This window comes from Streptomyces sp. NPDC107538 (assembly GCF_055657445.1).
Genome location: NZ_JBVKAY010000002.1, coordinates 101,152 through 119,111, shown reverse-complemented (window position 1 = coordinate 119,111; position 17,960 = coordinate 101,152). Strand labels below are relative to the sequence as shown.

General features: G+C 72.5%; 12 protein-coding genes and 1 tRNA gene. 10 read left to right on the top strand and 3 right to left on the bottom strand.

Annotated elements, in window-relative coordinates; genetic code table 11:
* Window position 1: 1 nt before the first annotated feature.
* Entirely contained in the window at window positions 2-1,270 is a 1,269-nt protein-coding gene (locus tag ACZ7MG_RS06370) for a beta-ketoacyl-[acyl-carrier-protein] synthase family protein (RefSeq protein ID WP_471395252.1), read from the bottom strand.
* Between the two features lie 196 nt (window positions 1,271-1,466).
* Window positions 1,467-2,894, bottom strand: coding sequence for a lysylphosphatidylglycerol synthase transmembrane domain-containing protein (locus ACZ7MG_RS06365; protein ID WP_471395253.1), 1,428 nt, complete (start codon window positions 2,892-2,894; stop codon window positions 1,467-1,469).
* Between the two features lie 390 nt (window positions 2,895-3,284).
* Here ACZ7MG_RS06365 and ACZ7MG_RS06360 point away from each other — a divergent pair, with 390 nt between their 5' ends.
* The 3 genes from ACZ7MG_RS06360 to ACZ7MG_RS06350 all read left to right on the top strand — a co-directional run bounded on the left by ACZ7MG_RS06360 (window position 3,285) and on the right by ACZ7MG_RS06350 (window position 7,740).
* Window positions 3,285-6,314 (top strand): SpoIIE family protein phosphatase, encoded by a 3,030-nt coding sequence (locus tag ACZ7MG_RS06360; protein WP_471395254.1) that lies wholly within the window; start codon window positions 3,285-3,287, stop codon window positions 6,312-6,314.
* Between the two features lie 70 nt (window positions 6,315-6,384).
* A complete protein-coding gene (locus ACZ7MG_RS06355; protein WP_471395255.1) occupies window positions 6,385-7,029 on the top strand; it encodes a TetR/AcrR family transcriptional regulator in 645 nt (214 codons plus the stop codon).
* A gap of 357 nt (window positions 7,030-7,386) precedes the next feature.
* Window positions 7,387-7,740 (top strand): (2Fe-2S) ferredoxin domain-containing protein, encoded by a 354-nt coding sequence (locus ACZ7MG_RS06350; protein ID WP_471395256.1) that lies wholly within the window; start codon window positions 7,387-7,389, stop codon window positions 7,738-7,740.
* A gap of 96 nt (window positions 7,741-7,836) precedes the next feature.
* Here the strand turns inward: ACZ7MG_RS06350 and ACZ7MG_RS06345 are convergent.
* A tRNA-Arg gene (locus tag ACZ7MG_RS06345) sits at window positions 7,837-7,908 on the bottom strand.
* 192 nt (window positions 7,909-8,100) lie between these two features.
* Here ACZ7MG_RS06345 and ACZ7MG_RS06340 point away from each other — a divergent pair.
* The 7 genes from ACZ7MG_RS06340 to rho all read left to right on the top strand — a co-directional run bounded on the left by ACZ7MG_RS06340 (window position 8,101) and on the right by rho (window position 17,872).
* A complete protein-coding gene (locus tag ACZ7MG_RS06340; protein ID WP_471395338.1) occupies window positions 8,101-8,583 on the top strand; it encodes a response regulator in 483 nt (160 codons plus the stop codon).
* A 203-nt stretch (window positions 8,584-8,786) separates the two neighbouring features.
* The gene (gene nrtL, locus ACZ7MG_RS06335) at window positions 8,787-10,007 is read left to right on the top strand and encodes an ArgS-related anticodon-binding protein NrtL (protein WP_471395257.1); all 1,221 of its coding nucleotides are present in this window, start codon (window positions 8,787-8,789) and stop codon (window positions 10,005-10,007) included.
* Window positions 10,008-10,190: 183 nt separating this feature from the next.
* Entirely contained in the window at window positions 10,191-11,582 is a 1,392-nt protein-coding gene (lysA, locus tag ACZ7MG_RS06330; RefSeq protein ID WP_471395258.1) for a diaminopimelate decarboxylase, read from the top strand.
* A gap of 175 nt (window positions 11,583-11,757) precedes the next feature.
* Window positions 11,758-13,050, top strand: coding sequence for a homoserine dehydrogenase (locus ACZ7MG_RS06325; RefSeq protein ID WP_471395259.1), 1,293 nt, complete (start codon window positions 11,758-11,760; stop codon window positions 13,048-13,050).
* A 6-nt stretch (window positions 13,051-13,056) separates the two neighbouring features.
* Complete coding sequence (thrC, locus tag ACZ7MG_RS06320) at window positions 13,057-14,115, top strand: threonine synthase (RefSeq protein ID WP_471395260.1); 1,059 nt, start codon at window positions 13,057-13,059, stop codon at window positions 14,113-14,115.
* A gap of 349 nt (window positions 14,116-14,464) precedes the next feature.
* Window positions 14,465-15,418 carry a homoserine kinase gene (gene thrB / locus ACZ7MG_RS06315; protein WP_471395261.1) on the top strand — a complete coding sequence of 318 codons (954 nt, stop codon included), beginning with the start codon at window positions 14,465-14,467 and terminating at the stop codon, window positions 15,416-15,418.
* Between the two features lie 408 nt (window positions 15,419-15,826).
* Window positions 15,827-17,872 (top strand): transcription termination factor Rho, encoded by a 2,046-nt coding sequence (rho, locus tag ACZ7MG_RS06310; protein WP_471395262.1) that lies wholly within the window; start codon window positions 15,827-15,829, stop codon window positions 17,870-17,872.
* Window positions 17,873-17,960 lie beyond the last annotated feature (88 nt).

The following is a 17,960-nucleotide window of genomic DNA, read 5'->3' as shown; positions in this document are numbered from 1 at the left end:
CCTACGCCGCCCGTCGCAGGGCCAGGACCGCGTTGTGGCCGCCGAAGCCGAAGGAGTTGGTGAGGGCGAGGTCGCCGTCGGGTGGGAGGGGGCGGGGGGTGGTGGTGACGAGGTCGAGGGTGATGGCGTGGTCCTGGTCGGCGCAGCCGATGGTCGGCGGGATGACCCCGTGGTGGAGCGTGAGCGCGGTGACGAGCGCCTCCACCGCCCCGGCAGCGCCCTGGAGGTGCCCGAGGTGCCCCTTGAGCGCCGTCACCGGCACCCGCCGCCCCGCCAGCACCACCGCCAACGCGTTCGCCTCCGCCAGATCCCCGTCAACCGTGGCGGTCGCGTGCGCGTTGACATGCACCACATCCGCCGCCGACGCCGCCGCGTCCACCAGCGCCCGCCGCAGCGCGAGCGCCACCCCCGAGCCCGAGGGATCCGGCGCCGCCATGTGGTGCGCGTCGGCCGACAGCCCCCACCCCGCCGCCTCGCAGTAGATCCGCGCCCCACGGGCCCGCGCGTGGTCCTCCGCCTCCAGCAGCAGAAACCCCGCCCCCTCCCCGTTCACGAACCCGTCCCGGTCCGTCGCGAACGGCCGCGACGGGCTCTCCCCGCCCCCGTCCAGCCCGTGCCGCGACAGCGCCCGCATCGCCGCGAAGGACGCCATGATCGCCGGAGTCACCACCGCCTCGGCCCCACCCGCGACCGCCACGTCCACCCGCCCGTACCGGATCCGGTCGACCGCCTGCCCGATCGCCTCCGTACCGGACGCGCACGCGCTCGTGACGGTCCGCGCCTCCCCGGTGATCCCGAGGTCCAGGGAGATCTGCGACGCCGCCTGCGAGGGCACACACATCGGCGTGGTGAGCGGCGAGACCCCGCGCGGCCCCCGGTCCCGTAACTGCCGGTCACCCGCCACGAGCACCGACGCGTCACCGAGGATCGCCCCGGCGGACACCCCCACCCGCTCCGGATCGAGCCCGCTCGCGGCCGTACCACCGGCATCGAACCCGCCGTCCCGCCAGGCCTCCCGTGCCGCCAGTACGGCGAACCGCGCGGCCCGGTTCATCCGCCGCGCCCGGGCCCGGGGCAGCAGCTCGACGGGGTCCACCGGCACCGTCCCCGCGACCCGCACCGGTAACTCCGCGAACTCCGCCCCCTCCAACTCCCGTATCCCGCACCGCCCTTCCAGCAACCCCTGCCACAGCTCGCCCACACCCATCCCGAGCGGTGTGACAGCCCCGAGCCCCGTGACGACCACCCGCCGCCCCGTCGCGTACGACATGCACCATCCCCCAACCCGCCGGCCCCGCCCGATGCCTCCTGTCCCAGAGATGGTTCCCGCTTCAACTGCCTGCTGCACGTAAGTCCGTGCGCCAGTACGCCAGTACGCCCGAACATCCGTACGTAGTGCGCCCGCGCGTCCGTACGAAGTCGGCCCGGCCCCGTCGTACCGCTGACGCTTCCCGCTGCCCGCTCGCTCAGAGCACCTTCGCGCGCACCAGCGCCGAGAGGACGAGCGTGCCGGGGAGGAGCGGGAGCCAGACGGTGAGGACGCGATAGCCGATGACGGTGGTCGTGGCGAGGGTCGCCGGCGCGCCGAAGGCGACGAGCGTGAAGACGAGCGCCGCGTCCATCGGCCCGAGGCCCCCCGGCGCGGGCACCGCACCGGCGGCCGTACTGGCGACGAGGTACACGAAGATCATCTGCACCCACGACACCGACAGCCCGAGCGAGGAGCCGACCGACGCGAGCACCGCCCCCTGGCACAGCGGGAAGGCCGCGGCCCCGCCCCACAGGGAGACCGCCCGGACGGGACGGCTGTGCACGAGCCGGGTGTCGGTGAGCGCGGACCGCAGCCCTCCGATGAGGGGCCGTCGCAACGGCCGTACGGTCGTGATCAGCGTGACCACGGCGGCGAGACCGACACCGGTGATCGCGCCGACCAGGGCGAGGGTCTCGCCCTCCGGGAGCAGCTCGGTCAGGCGGAGCGTGCCCGGGAAGGCGATGACGAAGACGACGATCACCAGCGTCTTGGCGACCGGTTTGACCGCCGAGTACAGGGCGAGCGAGGAGGTGGCACGGGCGAGGGGGATGCCCCGGCGGCGCAGGAAGCGCAGGACGACGGCGTGCGCGCCGATGTTGCCCGGCAGCGCGTGCCCCGCGGCTCCGGCCGCGAACTGCGTCGCCAGCAGCTGCCCCGGCGGCAGCCGCTCCGGCACCGCGCCCTGCCGGATGCACGCGGACGCCACCGAGCACAGGGCCGTGAAGAAGGCACCGGCCAGCAGCCACCAGGGGTTGGCCGACGCCAGCCGTACCGCCCCGTCGTGGACCGTCCGCCAGTCCACCGCCGCCCACACCGCGAGCAGCAGCAACGGCAGCAGGGTGAGGGCGAACCGCAGCCGCCGCGCGTTCCCGGCCGACCGCGCGGGCAGCAGCGCCCGCACCCGCCCCGGCAGCAACGCCAGGAGCCGGGCGACACGGGGTTCCGCGGCCGAGCAGGGAGCGGGGTCACCGGCGGGGGTAGCGGCAGTGGTGGGGGAGGGGTCACAGGGGTTGGTGGGCGGGGAAACGTCGGAGAGGACGGCGGGCGCGGGAAGATCACGGACGCCGGCGGGCGCGGAAAGGTCGCACAGGCCGGTGGTGGCGGCGTCGCCGACCGGAGCGAGGGCGCACGGGGACGCGGACAGCGCCTCCGCCTCGGGGTCGATGACCGGGACCGGGACCGGGGGCGTGGCTGGGGCCGGAACCGGAACTGGGGCCGTGGCTGGAGCCGGACCCGTGGCCTGGCTCGGGCCTCGGGTGAGGTCCACGGGCCGGGCCGGGCTGGGTATCAGGGGGAGCGGATCGGTGACCGGGGACGGGGTGGGCCGCGAGGGGGGCGGCGCGTCGAGCGGGAGCGGGAACAAAGGGCACGTCGTCCTTCCGCGTCGCGTCGGTACGGCGGGGGACCGCACCGACGGAGGCAGGGCAAGTCAAGAACGAAGGGAACCCCAGGACCGTTCCCACCCCAAATGACTCCCCGGTATGCACCACCCGAACTCCTGCCACCGGCAGAACGACGACACCGCTTCCGAGCAGCGACTCTGCCGCCGACACCCGCCCCGCCCCGCCCGTCCCCCATGAGACACAAGTCACCTCCCGCCCCCCTCCGCCCGGCCTCCCCGCCTCCTCTGCCCACCCCCCTCTCCGCTGTTGTGATGCACGTCACCCAAGGTCTAGGGTTGTAGCGCCTGGCAAGCGGCCCCGGGAGCACGTCGGGTGGCGGTGTGCGGCGGGGCCGCCCGCAGGTGAGGGAAGTGATCCCGTTGTCCGTCTCCTGGGACGACATCGGCGGTCTCGTCGATGCCCATGAGCGTTTCCTCGCCGGTGCGCGGGTCGACTCGGATGTCCGCGACCCGGTGCTCGACTCGTGGAAGCGGTGCCGTTCGGCCGGCCTCGAACCCCACCGGCTGCTGATCCCCTACGCGCCCGACCTCGCCATGGACGACCCCTTCCTGCGCGCCGCGGACCCGGTGCTCGACCGTCTCACCACCGCACTGTCGAACGTGAGCATGACCGTGGTGCTCTGCGACGGACAGGCCCGCATGGTCCAGCGCCACGGCGGCGACCGCCGCCTCCGCACCCGCCTCGACGAGGTCAACTTCGCCCCCGGCTTCTGCGCCTCCGAGGCGGCCGCCGGCACCAACGGCGTCGGCACCGCCCTCGCCGAACGCCAGCCCGTCTACGTCCTCGGGCGCGAACACTTCGCCGACTGCCTCTCCCCCTTCGCCTGCGCCGGCGCCCCCGTCCGCAACCCGCTCAGCGGCCGGGTGGAGGCCGTTCTCGACCTCACCTGTCTGCGCGACGACGGCGACCCCACGATGCTGCGGCTGGTCCAGGAGGCCGCCCAAGACATCGAGGCCGGCCTCCTGGAGCAGGCCACGGAACGCGAACGGGCGCTCCTCGCCGCGTACCACCGCGCCGCCCGCACCGGCCCCGGCCCCGGCACCTGGCCCCGCCAGCCCGACGAGCCGCACCGGGCGCGGGGCGACGACGGCCGGTACGGCGATCCCCTCGGCCGCGTCGACCTGGCCGTCCTGCGCGAGAAGGCCGAGGAACTCATCGCCTCCCCCCACCGCACCCTCGACGAGGTCACCCTCTCCGGCGGCCGCGTGGCGACCCTCCTCCGCCGCCCGATCATGAGCGAGTCGGGCGAGTCCGGCGTGGTCGTCGAGGCCCGCATCATCGGCGGCCCCCGCCTGCGCCACACGGAACTCACCTCACCGCCCCCGCTCCCGCCGACACGGCCCACCACACCACCGGCGCCGCCACCCGCCACAGGCCCGACACCACGGCCACCGGCGCCGCCACCCGTCGTCACCGCCACCACAGCCACCACAGCCACCACCGCCCCCACCCGGAGCCCAGCAGCCGCCCCGCCGGGCCCGACCCCCACCGCTCCACCACCGACCGTGCGCCCGCGCACCCGACGTACCCTGCGCGCCCTGCGCACCCTCGTCCCCACCTCCCCGCACCCCCACCCGACCTCGACCCCGCCCCCGACAGAACCCCCGCCGCCCCACCCCGCGCCCCCCGCCTCCCCTTCCGCGGCCTCCGACGCCTGGCTGCTCCTCGTCGGCGAACCCGGCGTCGGCCGCCTCGCCGTGCTCGCCCGCCGCCGGCTGGAGCTGCTGCACGACGCCGGGGTCCGGATCGGCACCACCCTGGACGTCACCCGTACCGCCGAGGAACTCACCGAGGTGGCCGTCCCCCGCTTCGCCGACTTCACGGCCGTCGACCTGCCCGTCTCCGTCCTCCTCGGCGACGAACCCGAGCCCCTCGGCCCCGGTATGCGACTGCGCCGGGTCGCGCTGGCCGCCGTACAGGAGGAATCGCACCTCTACGAGGTGGGGGACCCGGTGCGCTACGTCCCCTCCACCCCGCAGGCCCGCAGCTGGGAGACGGGCCGGTCGGTGCTCGAACCCGTGCTCGCCGAGGCGGGCGGCTGGCTGGCCCAGGACCCGGCCCGGCTGGAGCGCGCCCTCGCGGCCGGCATCCACTCCCTGATCACCGTGCCGCTGCGGGCGCGCGGCGCGACCCTCGGCGTCGTCAGCTTCTACCGCTCCACGCAGCCCGCCCCGTTCGAGGACGACGACCTCTCCCTGGCCCAGGAGTTGGTGGGCCGCGCCGCGATCTGCATCGACAACGCCCGCCGCTACACCCGCGAGCACAACACCGCCCTCGCCCTGCAACGCAGCCTGCTGCCCCGCGGCCGTTCCGAGCAGAGCGCGGTCGAGGTGGCGTACCGCTATCTCCCCGCGCAGGCGGGAGTCGGCGGCGACTGGTTCGACGTCGTCCCGCTCTCCGGCGCCCGGGTCGCTCTCGTCGTCGGCGACGTCGTGGGCCACGGCCTGCACGCCGCCGCGACCATGGGCCGGCTGCGCACCGCCGTCCACAACTTCTGCGCCCTCGACCTGCCCCCCGACGAACTCCTCACCCACCTCGACGACCTCGTCGGCCGGCTCGACCGCGGCGAGGGCTGGGCGGTGGAGAACACCCACCAGGACTCCGGCATCGTCGGCGCGACGTGCCTGTACGCCGTCTACGACCCGGTGTCCCGGCGCTGCACCCTCGCCCGCGCCGGACACCCGCTGCCGGCGGTCGTCGCCCCGGACGGCACGGTGGACTTCGTCGACCTGCCCTCGGGCCCGCCGCTGGGCCTCGGCGGCATGCCCTTCGAGACCGTCGAACTCGACCTGGCCGAGGGCAGCCAGCTCGTCCTCTACACCGACGGCCTGGTCGAGGACCGCCACCGCGACATCGACACCGGCCTGGACGCGCTCCGCAAGGTCCTGGCCCACCCCGACCGCGCCCCCGAGGACACCTGCGAGGCGGTCCTCGACGCCCTGCTCCCGGCCCGGCCGAGCGACGACGTGGCCCTGCTGGTCGCCCGTACGCACACCCTGGGCCCGGAGCGGGTCGCCCAGTGGGAGCTGCCGAGCGACCCGGCGTTCGTCTCCCGCGCCCGTGAGGCGGTCACCGGGCAGCTCGCCGCCTGGGGCCTGCCCGAACTGGCTTTCACCACCGAACTCGTGGCCAGCGAACTCGTCACCAACGCCATCCGCCACGCCACCGGCCCGGTCCAGCTCCGCCTCCTCCGCGACCGCGCCCTGATCTGCGAGGTCTACGACGGCAGCGGCACCTCACCCCGCCTGCGCCGCGCCCGCACCGAGGACGAGGACGGCCGGGGCCTCTTCCTCGTCGCCCAACTCACCGAACGCTGGGGCACCCGCTACACCCCCCACGGCAAGACCATCTGGACCGAACAGCCCTTGCCCCGCCCTTGATGGAACACTCATTACAATTGGCCCCGGACGCCCAAGACACCACGCCGACCAGAGGGGCGGGGCCCACCCGATGACCAGGCCACAGGCACAGCCGCAGGCGGCGACGCGCAAGAAGCGAGCGAACGGAGTGGAGTCCCGTCAACGCATCCTCGACGCCACCGTGGAGATCGCGGGCGAGCGCGGCTACGAGGGCACGTCCATCGCCGCGGTCAGCGCCAAGTGCGGGCTGCCCGCCAGCTCCATCTACTGGCACTTCAAGGACAAGGACGACCTGATCGCCGCGGTGATCGAGCGCAGCTTCGAGAACTGGCTCACGGCCGTAGAACTGCCGAGCGAGGACGCGGGCACCCCCCTGGAACGCATGACCCTCATGTCGGCAGGCGTCGCCAAGTCCCTCCTCGACGCCCCCGACTTCCTCCGCCTCGGCCTGATGCTCGCCCTCGAACGCCGCCCCACCGAACCCCGAGGCCGCACCGTCTTCCTCCAGGTCCGCGACATCGCGAGCCGAAGAATCGCGGACGTCATGACCGAACTCTTCCCGGCCCTGGACGACGCGTCCGTAACCGCCCTCACCACCTACGCGGTCGCCGGCGCCGACGGCCTCTTCATCCAACGCGAGGTCCAGGGCGACAAGATCGACCTGATCGCCCTGTTCGAACTCCACGCCCACCTACTCCACGACGCAGCCCTCCACCTGACCCAGCCAGCCCCCTGAACGCCCCGGAGCCCCCGCCCGGGGTCGAAGACGCGGGTAGCCCATGCCGGAGGGGATGGGAGGGGACGGGGTGAGTCGGGGGACGGGGCGGGGGCAGGCGGGGCAGGACGGGGTGAGGCAGGACGGGCGGGGCGAGGCGAGGCGGGACAGGGCGGAGCCAGGCAGGCCGGGGGGAGGCAGGACGAGGCGAGGCGGGATGAGGAGGGACGGGCGGGGCGGTGCGAGGCGGATTGGACGGGGAGAGGCAGGACGGGGCGGGACGTGGCGAGGCGGGAGGGACGGGAGGGGGCGGGTGACGGCGGCGCGGGCATAAACTCCCCCGGCAACCTCCCCCTTCACGACCCCACGAGGCCCCGGATGACACCCCCCACCCCATCCCGGGTAACCCTCTGCCGAGACTGCTGCTGCGGCACCCCCAAACTCCCCGGCGTGGACCACGAGGCCCAGACCGCCCGCCTCCAATCCCTGGTCCCCACCCGAATCTCCACCTGCCTGGACGCCTGCGACCAGGCCAACGTCGTGGTCGTCCACCCCTCCTCCACAGCCCGAGCCACCGGCGCCCGCCCCGTCTGGCTCGGCCTGGTCAACGACCCCGAAGCCACCGAGGACATAGCCACCTGGATCCTCTCCGGCGGCCCCGGCACCACCCCCATGCCCCCCATCCTCGACCTCTACCTGATCACCCCACAGCCCCGCCGCAACTCCCCCTGACGGCCTGCTCCCACGCCCCCAGCGCCAGAGCACACACAAAAAGACCCCGTCCTCAGCATCCGCTGATTACGGGGTCTTCGGGCACCTCATGCAAGGTGCCCCCGGCAGGATTCGAACCTGCGCACACGGCTCCGGAGGCCGTTGCTCTATCCCCTGAGCTACGGGGGCGTGTCGGGCGCCTTGTTCGGCGGCGACGGGTAGAACCCTACCAGCTCTGCGGGGGAGATCATGAACGGGTTTTGGGGGTGGTGGGCGGGGTCGGGGCGGGGGTGTCGCCCGCAGGGGGTGGAAGTGGGGAAAACCCGGACGCGGTGGTGGGCGCGGACCTACTCTCGAGTTGTGCCAGGCGCGTCCGGCCGGGTGCTTGTTGTGGACGACAACAAGGTCATCCGGCAGCTGATCAGGGTCAACCTCGAGCTGGAGGGCTTCGAGGTGGTGACCGCGGCTGATGGTGCCGAGTGCCTGGACGTGGTTCATCAGGTGCGGCCCGACCTCGTCACCCTCGATGTCGTGATGCCTCGGCTCGACGGCCTCCGTACCGCCGCCCAGCTCCGCGGTGACCCCCGGACGCGACGCCTTCCGCTCGCCATCGTCAGTGCCTGTTCGCAGTACGAGGTCGACGCCGGGCTCGACGTCGGCGTCGACGCGTTTCTCGCCAAGCCCTTCGAGCCCGCTGAACTTGTCGCTCTCGTACGGCAGTTGGTGGAGCGAGGGCGCACCGCGGGCGGCAGCCAAGCCGATGCGGCCACGCACGTCGGCGCCCCCGGCACTGTCACCGACAGCGGGAGCGGGCACCCCGGGCACCCCGAGCGGGCTGAGCGCGCCGGCCGAACCGGCAGCTGACCTCCGGGCGGGCGCCGCCACGACCGCGAGGGACGCCTGCGAGGGCGACGAGGTCCACCGACTGCCGTACAAGAGGGTCCACCAGGTCCGCGACGTCTTCGGAGGCTTGGGCATCGGGCTCCCGCCCCACCCCCGTCCACATCCCGGACGCCGAGGTAAACCGGCTCGCATACCCACCCCCCTCCTCCCATACGCTTGTCCCCGTGACCCCCGTCGAGCTCTCCCGTACCGTGCTGCGCGCGGTGCGTCGTGCTGTGGATGAGGGGGAGCTGAGTGTGGCGGTGCCCGTACGGGCCGTGGTGACTCCGCCGGGGCCCGGGGGGAGCGGGGACTACGCGACGAACATCGCCTTGCAGTTGGCCCGGCCCGCCGGGCGGCCTCCGCTGCAGGTCGCCGAGATACTGCGGCCCCACCTCAGCCGTACCGAGGGCGTCGCCGCCGTCGAGATCACCGGCCCCGGATTCCTCAACATCCACCTCGACCGGGTCGCCGTCACCGCGCTCGTACGCCGGATCGGCGGAGCCGAGGGCAACCGGGACGGGCGAGGTCCAGCCCCTCTTCCGTACGGTCACAGCGACACCCTCGCCGGGCAGGTCCTGCGGCTGCGGATTCCGTACGACATCCGTGCCGAGGTCGTCGCGGACGCGCTCGTACGGATCGTCGGCAGCCAGGGCGGCCGTGTCGAGGTCGATCACGTCCGGGCGCGAGGCGTCGAACGTGCCGCACAAGAGGGAGTGGGGGGACTGGAGGGACTCGGACGCAGCCACCTCGACGGCCTCGTCAGCGAGTCCGACCGCGCCGTTGACCCAGCTCCGGAGCCGACCGCCCTCACCTCCGCCTCCGCCGCCTCCCCCACCCCACCCCTCGACCTCCGCCCCGTCCCCGCCCCGGAAGACCCCACCCCCCTCGGCCCCGACGCCCTCCGCTGGGCCCTGCTGTATCCCGCCGCCCACGACCGGCCCCGGATCAGCGCGGAGCTGCTCGTGCAGCGCGCCGCCAACCCCCTCTTCCGGGTCCGTTACGCCCACGCCCGAGCCCGCGCGCTCACCCGCAACGCCGCGGCCCTCGGGTTCACCGGCGCTCCGGGCGACCTGGGCACCCCCGACGCCCAGCGCGCACCACTCACAGCCGTCCTCACCCTTGACGTGACCAGCCCCGACGTGACCACCCCCCTCCTCACCGCCCTCACCGAGTACCCCTCCGCCCTCGCCCGCGCGGCCACCCACCGCGCTCCCGACCGTCTCGCCCGGCACCTGGTCGTCACCGCCGACGCCCTGCTCGCCTTCCAGCACACGGTGCTGCCGCGCGGCGACGAGAAACCCTCGGCCGCCCACCGCGCCCGGCTGGCGCTTGCCGAAGCCGCCGGGACGGTGCTGGCCGGCGGCCTCTCCCTGCTCGGCATCGACGCACCCGACCACCTCTGAGCGAGCGACCCCGCGGAGCCCGAAGCCCCAAGCCGAAGCCCAAGCCCAAGCCGAAGCCCAAGCCGAAGCCCCCAGCCGACACCGGCAGCCCGGCGTCCACGACAGCCCAGGCACCGGAGCCCGGAGCCCGGACCGTAGCGCCGCACGCCACAGCCCAGAGCGCACACAGAAAGCCCTACAGACATGAGCCGTTCCGCACACCCCGCCGGGCCCCGTCACGCCGACTGGCTTCCCGAGGGGCACTACGCCGCCCCGCCCGCCGACCTGAACACGCTGGACCCGAAGGTGTGGGCGCAGACCGTCACCCGGGGCGACGACGGAGTCGTCAGCGTCGGCGGGATCGATGTGAAGGCGCTCGCGGAGGAGTTCGGCACGCCGGCGTACTTCGTCGACGAGGCCGACTTCCGCGCCCGCGCACGCGCCTGGCGCACGGCGTTCGGGCAGGACGCCGACGTGTTCTACGCGGGCAAGGCGTTCCTGTCCCGGGCGATCGTCCGGTGGCTGCACGAGGAGGGGCTCAACCTCGACGTCTGCTCCGGCGGCGAGCTGGCCACCGCGCTCTCCGCCGGTATGCCCGCCGACCGCATCGCCTTCCACGGCAACAACAAGTCCGAGGCGGAGATCCACCGGGCCGTCGAGGCCGGTGTCGGCCGGATCGTGCTCGACTCCTTCCAGGAGATCGTGCGGGTCGCGCACATCGCCCAGTCGCTCGGCCGGCGGCAGCAGGTGCAGATCCGGGTCACCGTCGGCGTCGAGGCCCACACGCACGAGTTCATCGCCACCGCCCACGAGGACCAGAAGTTCGGGATCCCGCTGGCCGGCGGACAGGCCGCCGAGGCCGTGCGGCGGGCGCTCAAGCTCGACGGGCTCGAACTCATCGGCATCCACAGCCACATCGGGTCGCAGATCTTCGACACCTCCGGGTTCGAGGTCGCCGCGCACCGGGTCGTCGGGCTGCTCAAGGACATCCGGGACGAGCACGGTGTGGAGCTGCCGGAGATCGACCTCGGCGGCGGGCTCGGGATCGCGTACACCAGCGACGACGACCCCCGCGAGCCGCACGAGATCGCCAAGGCGCTCACCGAGATCGTCAACCGCGAGTGCGACGCCGCCAAGCTGCGCGCGCCGCGTATCTCCGTCGAGCCGGGCCGCGCCATCGTCGGGCCCACCGCGTTCACGCTGTACGAGGTCGGCACCATCAAGCCGCTGGACGGGCTGCGGACGTACGTCTCCGTCGACGGGGGCATGTCCGACAACATCCGGACCGCGCTGTACGACGCCGAGTACAGCGTGGCCCTGGTGTCCCGGACCTCCGACGCCGAACCGATGCTCGCCCGTGTCGTGGGCAAGCACTGCGAGAGCGGGGACATCGTCGTGAAGGACGCGTTCCTGCCGGCGGACCTGGCACCGGGTGACCTGATCGCCGTACCGGCCACCGGCGCCTACTGCCGTTCGATGGCGAGCAACTACAACCACGTGCTGCGGCCGCCGGTCGTCGCCGTCAATGATGGAGAGGCGCGGGTCATCGTCCGCCGGGAGACGGAGGAGGATCTTCTCCGGCTCGATGTCGGGTGATCCCGCGCGAATTCATCACCAGCCGAAAGATCTCCGTCTTCCGGCCCTGAGAAAATGAAATACATGTCTCACGATCCGGACGAGGGGCAGAAACCCCCGTCCGGTGAGTGAGACTGGTCCCACCGTATTCGGTAGCGAGTATTCGGTATGTCGGATGTTGAGGAAACGAGGTCGGATGATGCGTACGCGTCCGCTGAAGGTGGCGCTGCTGGGCTGTGGGGTCGTCGGCTCAGAGGTGGCGCGCATCATGACGACGCACGCCGACGACCTCGCCGCACGCATCGGTGCCCCGGTCGAGCTGGCGGGCGTGGCGGTCCGGCGGCCCTCGCGGGTGCGTGAGGGCATCGACCCCGCCCTCGTCACCACCGACGCCACCGCGCTCGTCAAACGCGGGGACATCGACGTCGTCGTCGAGGTCATCGGCGGGATCGAGCCCGCCCGCTCCCTCATCACCACCGCGTTCGCGCACGGCGCCTCCGTCGTCTCCGCCAACAAGGCCCTCCTCGCCCAGGACGGTGCCGCGCTGCACGCCGCCGCGAACGAGGCCGGCAAGGACCTCTACTACGAGGCCGCCGTCGCCGGTGCCATCCCGCTGATCCGGCCGCTGCGCGAGTCGCTCGCCGGCGACAAGATCAACCGGGTGATGGGCATCGTCAACGGCACGACCAACTTCATCCTCGACAAGATGGACACCACCGGCGCGGGCTATCAGGAGGCCCTCGACGAGGCCACCGCCCTGGGGTACGCGGAGGCCGACCCGACCGCCGACGTCGAGGGCTTCGACGCCGCCGCCAAAGCCGCGATCCTCGCCGGTATCGCCTTCCACTCGCGCGTCCGGCTCGACGACGTGTACCGCGAGGGCATGACCGAGGTGACCGCGGCCGACTTCGCCTCCGCCAAGAACATGGGCTGCACCATCAAGCTGCTCGCCATCTGCGAGCGGGCCGCGCACGGCGGCTCCGTCACCGCGCGCGTGCACCCCGCGATGATCCCGCTGACCCACCCGCTCGCCTCCGTGCGCGGCGCGTACAACGCCGTGTTCGTGGAGTCGGACGCCGCCGGTCAGCTGATGTTCTACGGACCGGGCGCGGGCGGTGCCCCCACGGCCTCCGCCGTGCTCGGCGACCTCGTGGCCGTGTGCCGCAACCGGCTCGCGGGGTCCACCGGACCCGGCGAGTCCGCCTATGCCGCCCTGCCGGTCTCGCCGATGGGCGAGGTCGTCACGCGCTACCACATCAGTCTCGACGTCGCCGACAAACCGGGTGTTCTCGCCCAGGTGGCGACCGTGTTCGCGGAGCACGGAGTGTCGATCGATACGGTTCGCCAGCAGGGCAAGGACGGCGAGGCCTCTCTCGTCGTCGTCACCCACCGCGCCTCCGACGCCTCCCTCACCGGGACCGTCGAGGCGCTGCGCAACCTCGACACCGTGCGGGGTGTCGCCAGCATCATGCGGGTTGAAGGAGAGTAACCAGCAATGACCCACCAGTGGCGCGGAATCATCGAGGAGTACCGGGACCGGCTGCCCGTCTCCGACAGCACGCCGGTCGTGACGCTCCGGGAGGGCGGCACGCCCCTCGTCCCCGCGCAGGTGCTCTCCGAGCGCACGGGCTGCGAGGTCCACCTCAAGGTGGAGGGCGCGAACCCCACCGGGTCCTTCAAGGACCGCGGTATGACCATGGCCATCACGCGGGCGAAGGAAGAGGGCGCGAAGGCCGTCATCTGTGCCTCCACGGGCAACACCTCTGCCTCCGCGGCCGCCTACGCGGTCCGCGCGGGCATGGTCTCCGCCGTGCTCGTCCCGCGCGGCAAGATCGCGCTGGGCAAGATGGGCCAGGCCCTGGTGCACGGCGCGAAGATCCTCCAGGTCGACGGCAACTTCGACGACTGCCTCACCCTCGCGCGTGAACTGAGCGACAACTACCCGGTGGCGCTGGTCAATTCGGTGAACCCGGTGCGTATCGAGGGCCAGAAGACCGCCGCGTTCGAGATCGTGGACATGCTCGGCGACGCGCCCGACATCCACGTCCTGCCGGTGGGCAACGCGGGCAACATCACCGCGTACTGGAAGGGCTACAAGGAGTACGCCGCCGACGGGATCGCGGCGAAGACCCCGCGCATGTGGGGCTTCCAGGCTTCCGGTTCCGCCCCGATCGTGCGCGGCGAGGTCGTCAAGGACCCGTCGACGATCGCCACCGCGATCCGTATCGGCAACCCGGCGTCCTGGCAGTACGCGCTCGCCGCGCGGGACGAGTCGGGCGGCTTCATCGACGAGGTGACGGACCGTGAGATCCTGCGCGCCTACCGGCTGTTGGCCGCTCAGGAGGGTGTCTTCGTGGAGCCCGCCTCCGCCGCCTCCGTGGCCGGTCTGCTGAAGGCCGCCGAGGCCGGCAAGGTCGACCCGGGCCAGACCATCGTCTGCACGGTCACCGGCAACGGCCTCAAGGACCCCGACTGGGCCGTCGCGGGTGCCCCGCAGCCCGTCACGGTCCCGGTGGACGCGGCGACGGCCGCCGAGCGTCTCGGCCTCGCGTAGTCCCGTACGACTCTGGCGTATCCTCTCGTCCAGCCGTTCGAAAAGACCTGGGAGCCGCGCGTAGACGCCGGTTCCCGGGGGATAACCCTGACAGGACCCGACAGGGGGTGCACAGGGGGCTTACGACACGCATCGTGCGCCTCCTGTGCGCCCTATGTCGCCACAGAACCTTCCTTCGATAGGCTGTAGTGAACCCGCCCGCCGCATATGCCCCGCAAGGGTGCGGCGCCGCGCCGTCTTGAGCGGCCGCAGGGTCTCACGTACCTGTCGAATGTCCGTCGATATCCATCGAACGTCATTCGACAATCGACAATCGTCAATCTCGCAGTTCAAGGAGAGTCATCGAGCGATGGCCGGTCCAGCGTTCCGCGCCGCCGCCGTACGGGTGCGCGTCCCCGCCACCAGCGCCAACCTCGGTCCGGGCTTCGACGCCCTGGGCCTGTCGCTGGGGCTCTACGACGACGTGGTCGTCCGGGTGGCCGACTCCGGCCTGCACGTCGACATCGCGGGGGAGGGCAGCGAGACCCTTCCGCGCGACGAGAAGCACCTCCTCGTACGGTCCCTGCGCACCGCCTTCGACCTGCTGGGCGGCCAGCCCCGGGGCCTCGAGATCGTGTGCGCCAACCGCATCCCGCACGGCCGCGGCCTCGGCTCCTCCTCCGCCGCCATCTGCGCCGGCATCGTCGCCGCCCGCGCCGTGACCATAGGCGGCGACAACCGGCTCGACGACGCCGCGCTGCTCGAACTGGCCACGGAGATCGAGGGCCACCCCGACAACGTCGCGGCCTGTCTCCTCGGTGGCTTCACGCTCTCCTGGATGGAGGGCGGCGCCGCGCGGGCGATCAGGATGGATCCCGCGGATTCCATCGTTCCGGTGGTTTTCGTCCCCGGGAAGCCGGTTCTCACCGAGACGGCGCGCGGACTGCTCCCGCGCAACGTCCCGCACGTCGACGCCGCGACCAACGCGGGCCGGGCGGCCCTCCTCGTGGAAGCCCTGACCAGGCGCCCCGAACTGCTGCTGCCCGCCACCGAGGACCGGCTGCACCAGGAGTACCGGGCGCCCGCCATGCCGGAGAGCGCGACCCTGGTCGAGCGACTGCGGGCCGACGGCGTCCCGGCGGTCATCTCCGGCGCCGGACCCACGGTCCTGGCCCTGGCCGACGAGGCCAGCGCCGACAAGGTGGCCGATCTCGCGGGTGCGGGATGGGCCGCCAACCGGCTGGACCTCGACGCCCGAGGGGCGTGCGTCCTGCCGCTGACCACGAACGTCGCCGAACCCGGCGCCGGCAGCGGCGTCGAGTAGGGGCGTTCGGTTGCCGGATTTCGAGAGGGGGAATGTTTGTTGGATCCGGTAGTGTTAACCTCAAGTCTGCACCTGCCCCAGCCATGGCGAGGTGCTTATCGTCCCCGTCCGGGACAACCATTCTTCCGGGAGTCTCCCAAGCCGCACTGTGCTTCGTACGTCAAGCTGTACGCCGTACGCAGGCACTGAGCGGTCTGCCGAGCAGGCTCCGGAACCGGCGTTGCCGAGCCGCGTGACACAGACACTCAGTGCCACGGCCCGGAAAGCGCCGAATCACCAGAAATTTTTCCTCCGCCGCCTTTGGCGGACCACCGCCCCGGCACGGTCCACCCGAACAGGGCCGAAGCCGGACAGCACAAACGGTCGCCGAGCCAGAAGGCCGACGTCCGCTCCAGGGAAGGACCCTTCGTGAGCGACACCACCGATCTGATGGGCGCACGTGTCGAGGACACCGCTGCCGCGCCCGCCACGGACGCCGCGCCTGCCAGCGGTGCCGGCTCCCGGCGGCGCCGTGGCACCGGCCTCGAGGGCATGGTGCTGGCCGAGCTGCAGCAGGTCGCATCCGGCCTCGGCATCAGGGGCACCGCGCGGATGCGCAAGAGCCAGCTGATCGAGGTCATCAAGGACGCGCAGGCGGGAGGGGGTGCCCCGGCGAAGGCCGAGGCCGCCACCGAGACCAAGCCGAAGCGCCGTGCCACCTCCAAGGCGCGCACGGGCGACGACGCCGCCCCGGCCGAGAAGGCCCCGGCCAAGAAGGCCGAGGCGCCCGCCGAGAAGGTCGACAAGACCGAGAAGGCCGTGGCCCAGCAGCAGATCGAGATCCCCGGCCAGCCGGCCGGTGGCGACGAGGCGCCCACCGAGCGCCGCCGGCGCCGGGCCACCGCCGACGCGGGCAGCCCCGAGACCGTCACCGCCGAGGCCAAGAGCGAGCCCAAGGCCGAGACGCCCGCCCCGGCCCAGGCCGACGCCGGTGACCAGGGCGCCGAGGGCCGCCAGGGTCGCCGCGAGCGCGGCCGTGACCGCGGCGACCGCACCGACCGTGGCGACCGTACCGACCGCGGTGAGCGCGGTGAGCGCGGCCGTCGGGGCAAGGGCGACGAGCAGCAGGGCGGCGGCGGTCAGCAGCAGCGCGACCGCGGCCAGCAGGGCCAGCAGCAGGGCGGCGGCCGCCAGGACCGTCAGCGCGACAACGGCCCGCAGGACGACGACGACTTCGACGGCGGACGCCGTGGCCGTCGCGGCCGTTACCGGGACCGTCGTGGCCGTCGCGGCCGTGACGAGATCGGCGCCCCCGAGCCGCAGTTCGCCGACGACGACGTCCTGATCCCCGTCGCGGGCATCCTGGACATCCTCGACAACTACGCGTTCATCCGGACCTCGGGCTACCTGCCCGGTCCCAACGACGTGTACGTGTCGCTCGCCCAGGTCCGCAAGAACGGCCTGCGCAAGGGTGACCACGTCACCGGCGCGGTCCGCCAGCCCAAGGACGGCGAGCGCCGCGAGAAGTTCAACGCGCTGGTCCGGCTGGACTCCGCGAACGGCATGGCCGCCGAATCCGGGCGCGGGCGCCCGGAGTTCAACAAGCTGACGCCCCTCTACCCGCAGGACCGGCTCCGTCTGGAGACCGACCCGGGCGTCCTCACCACCCGCATCATCGACCTCGTCGCGCCGATCGGTAAGGGCCAGCGCGGTCTGATCGTGGCCCCGCCGAAGACCGGCAAGACCATGATCATGCAGGCGATCGCCAACGCGATCACGCACAACAACCCCGAGTGCCACCTGATGGTCGTCCTCGTCGACGAGCGTCCGGAAGAGGTCACCGACATGCAGCGGTCGGTGAAGGGCGAGGTCATCTCCTCGACCTTCGACCGCCCGGCCGAGGATCACACGACGGTCGCCGAACTCGCCATCGAGCGGGCCAAGCGCCTCGTCGAGCTGGGCCACGACGTCGTCGTACTGCTCGACTCGATCACGCGTCTGGGCCGTGCCTACAACCTGGCGGCGCCGGCCTCCGGCCGCATCCTGTCCGGTGGTGTCGACTCGACCGCCCTGTACCCGCCGAAGCGCTTCTTCGGTGCGGCCCGCAACATCGAGGACGGCGGCTCGCTGACCATCCTCGCCACCGCGCTGGTGGACACCGGGTCCCGCATGGACGAGGTCATCTTCGAGGAGTTCAAGGGCACGGGCAACGCCGAGCTGAAGCTCGACCGCAAGCTCGCCGACAAGCGCATCTTCCCGGCGGTGGACGTCGACGCGTCCGGTACCCGTAAGGAAGAGATCCTGCTCGGCAGCGACGAGCTCGCGATCACCTGGAAGCTGCGCCGTGTGCTGCACGCGCTCGACTCCCAGCAGGCGATCGAGCTGCTGCTCGACAAGATGAAGCAGACCAAGTCGAACGGCGAGTTCCTGCTGCAGATCCAGAAGACGACGCCGATGCCGGGCAACGGCGACTAGATCTCGCAACGCCAAGAGACGCTGGGGTCACCCTCTTTGTGAGGGTGGCCCCAGTTTTCTGTATGCGACACGTGTACGATCACGGTCT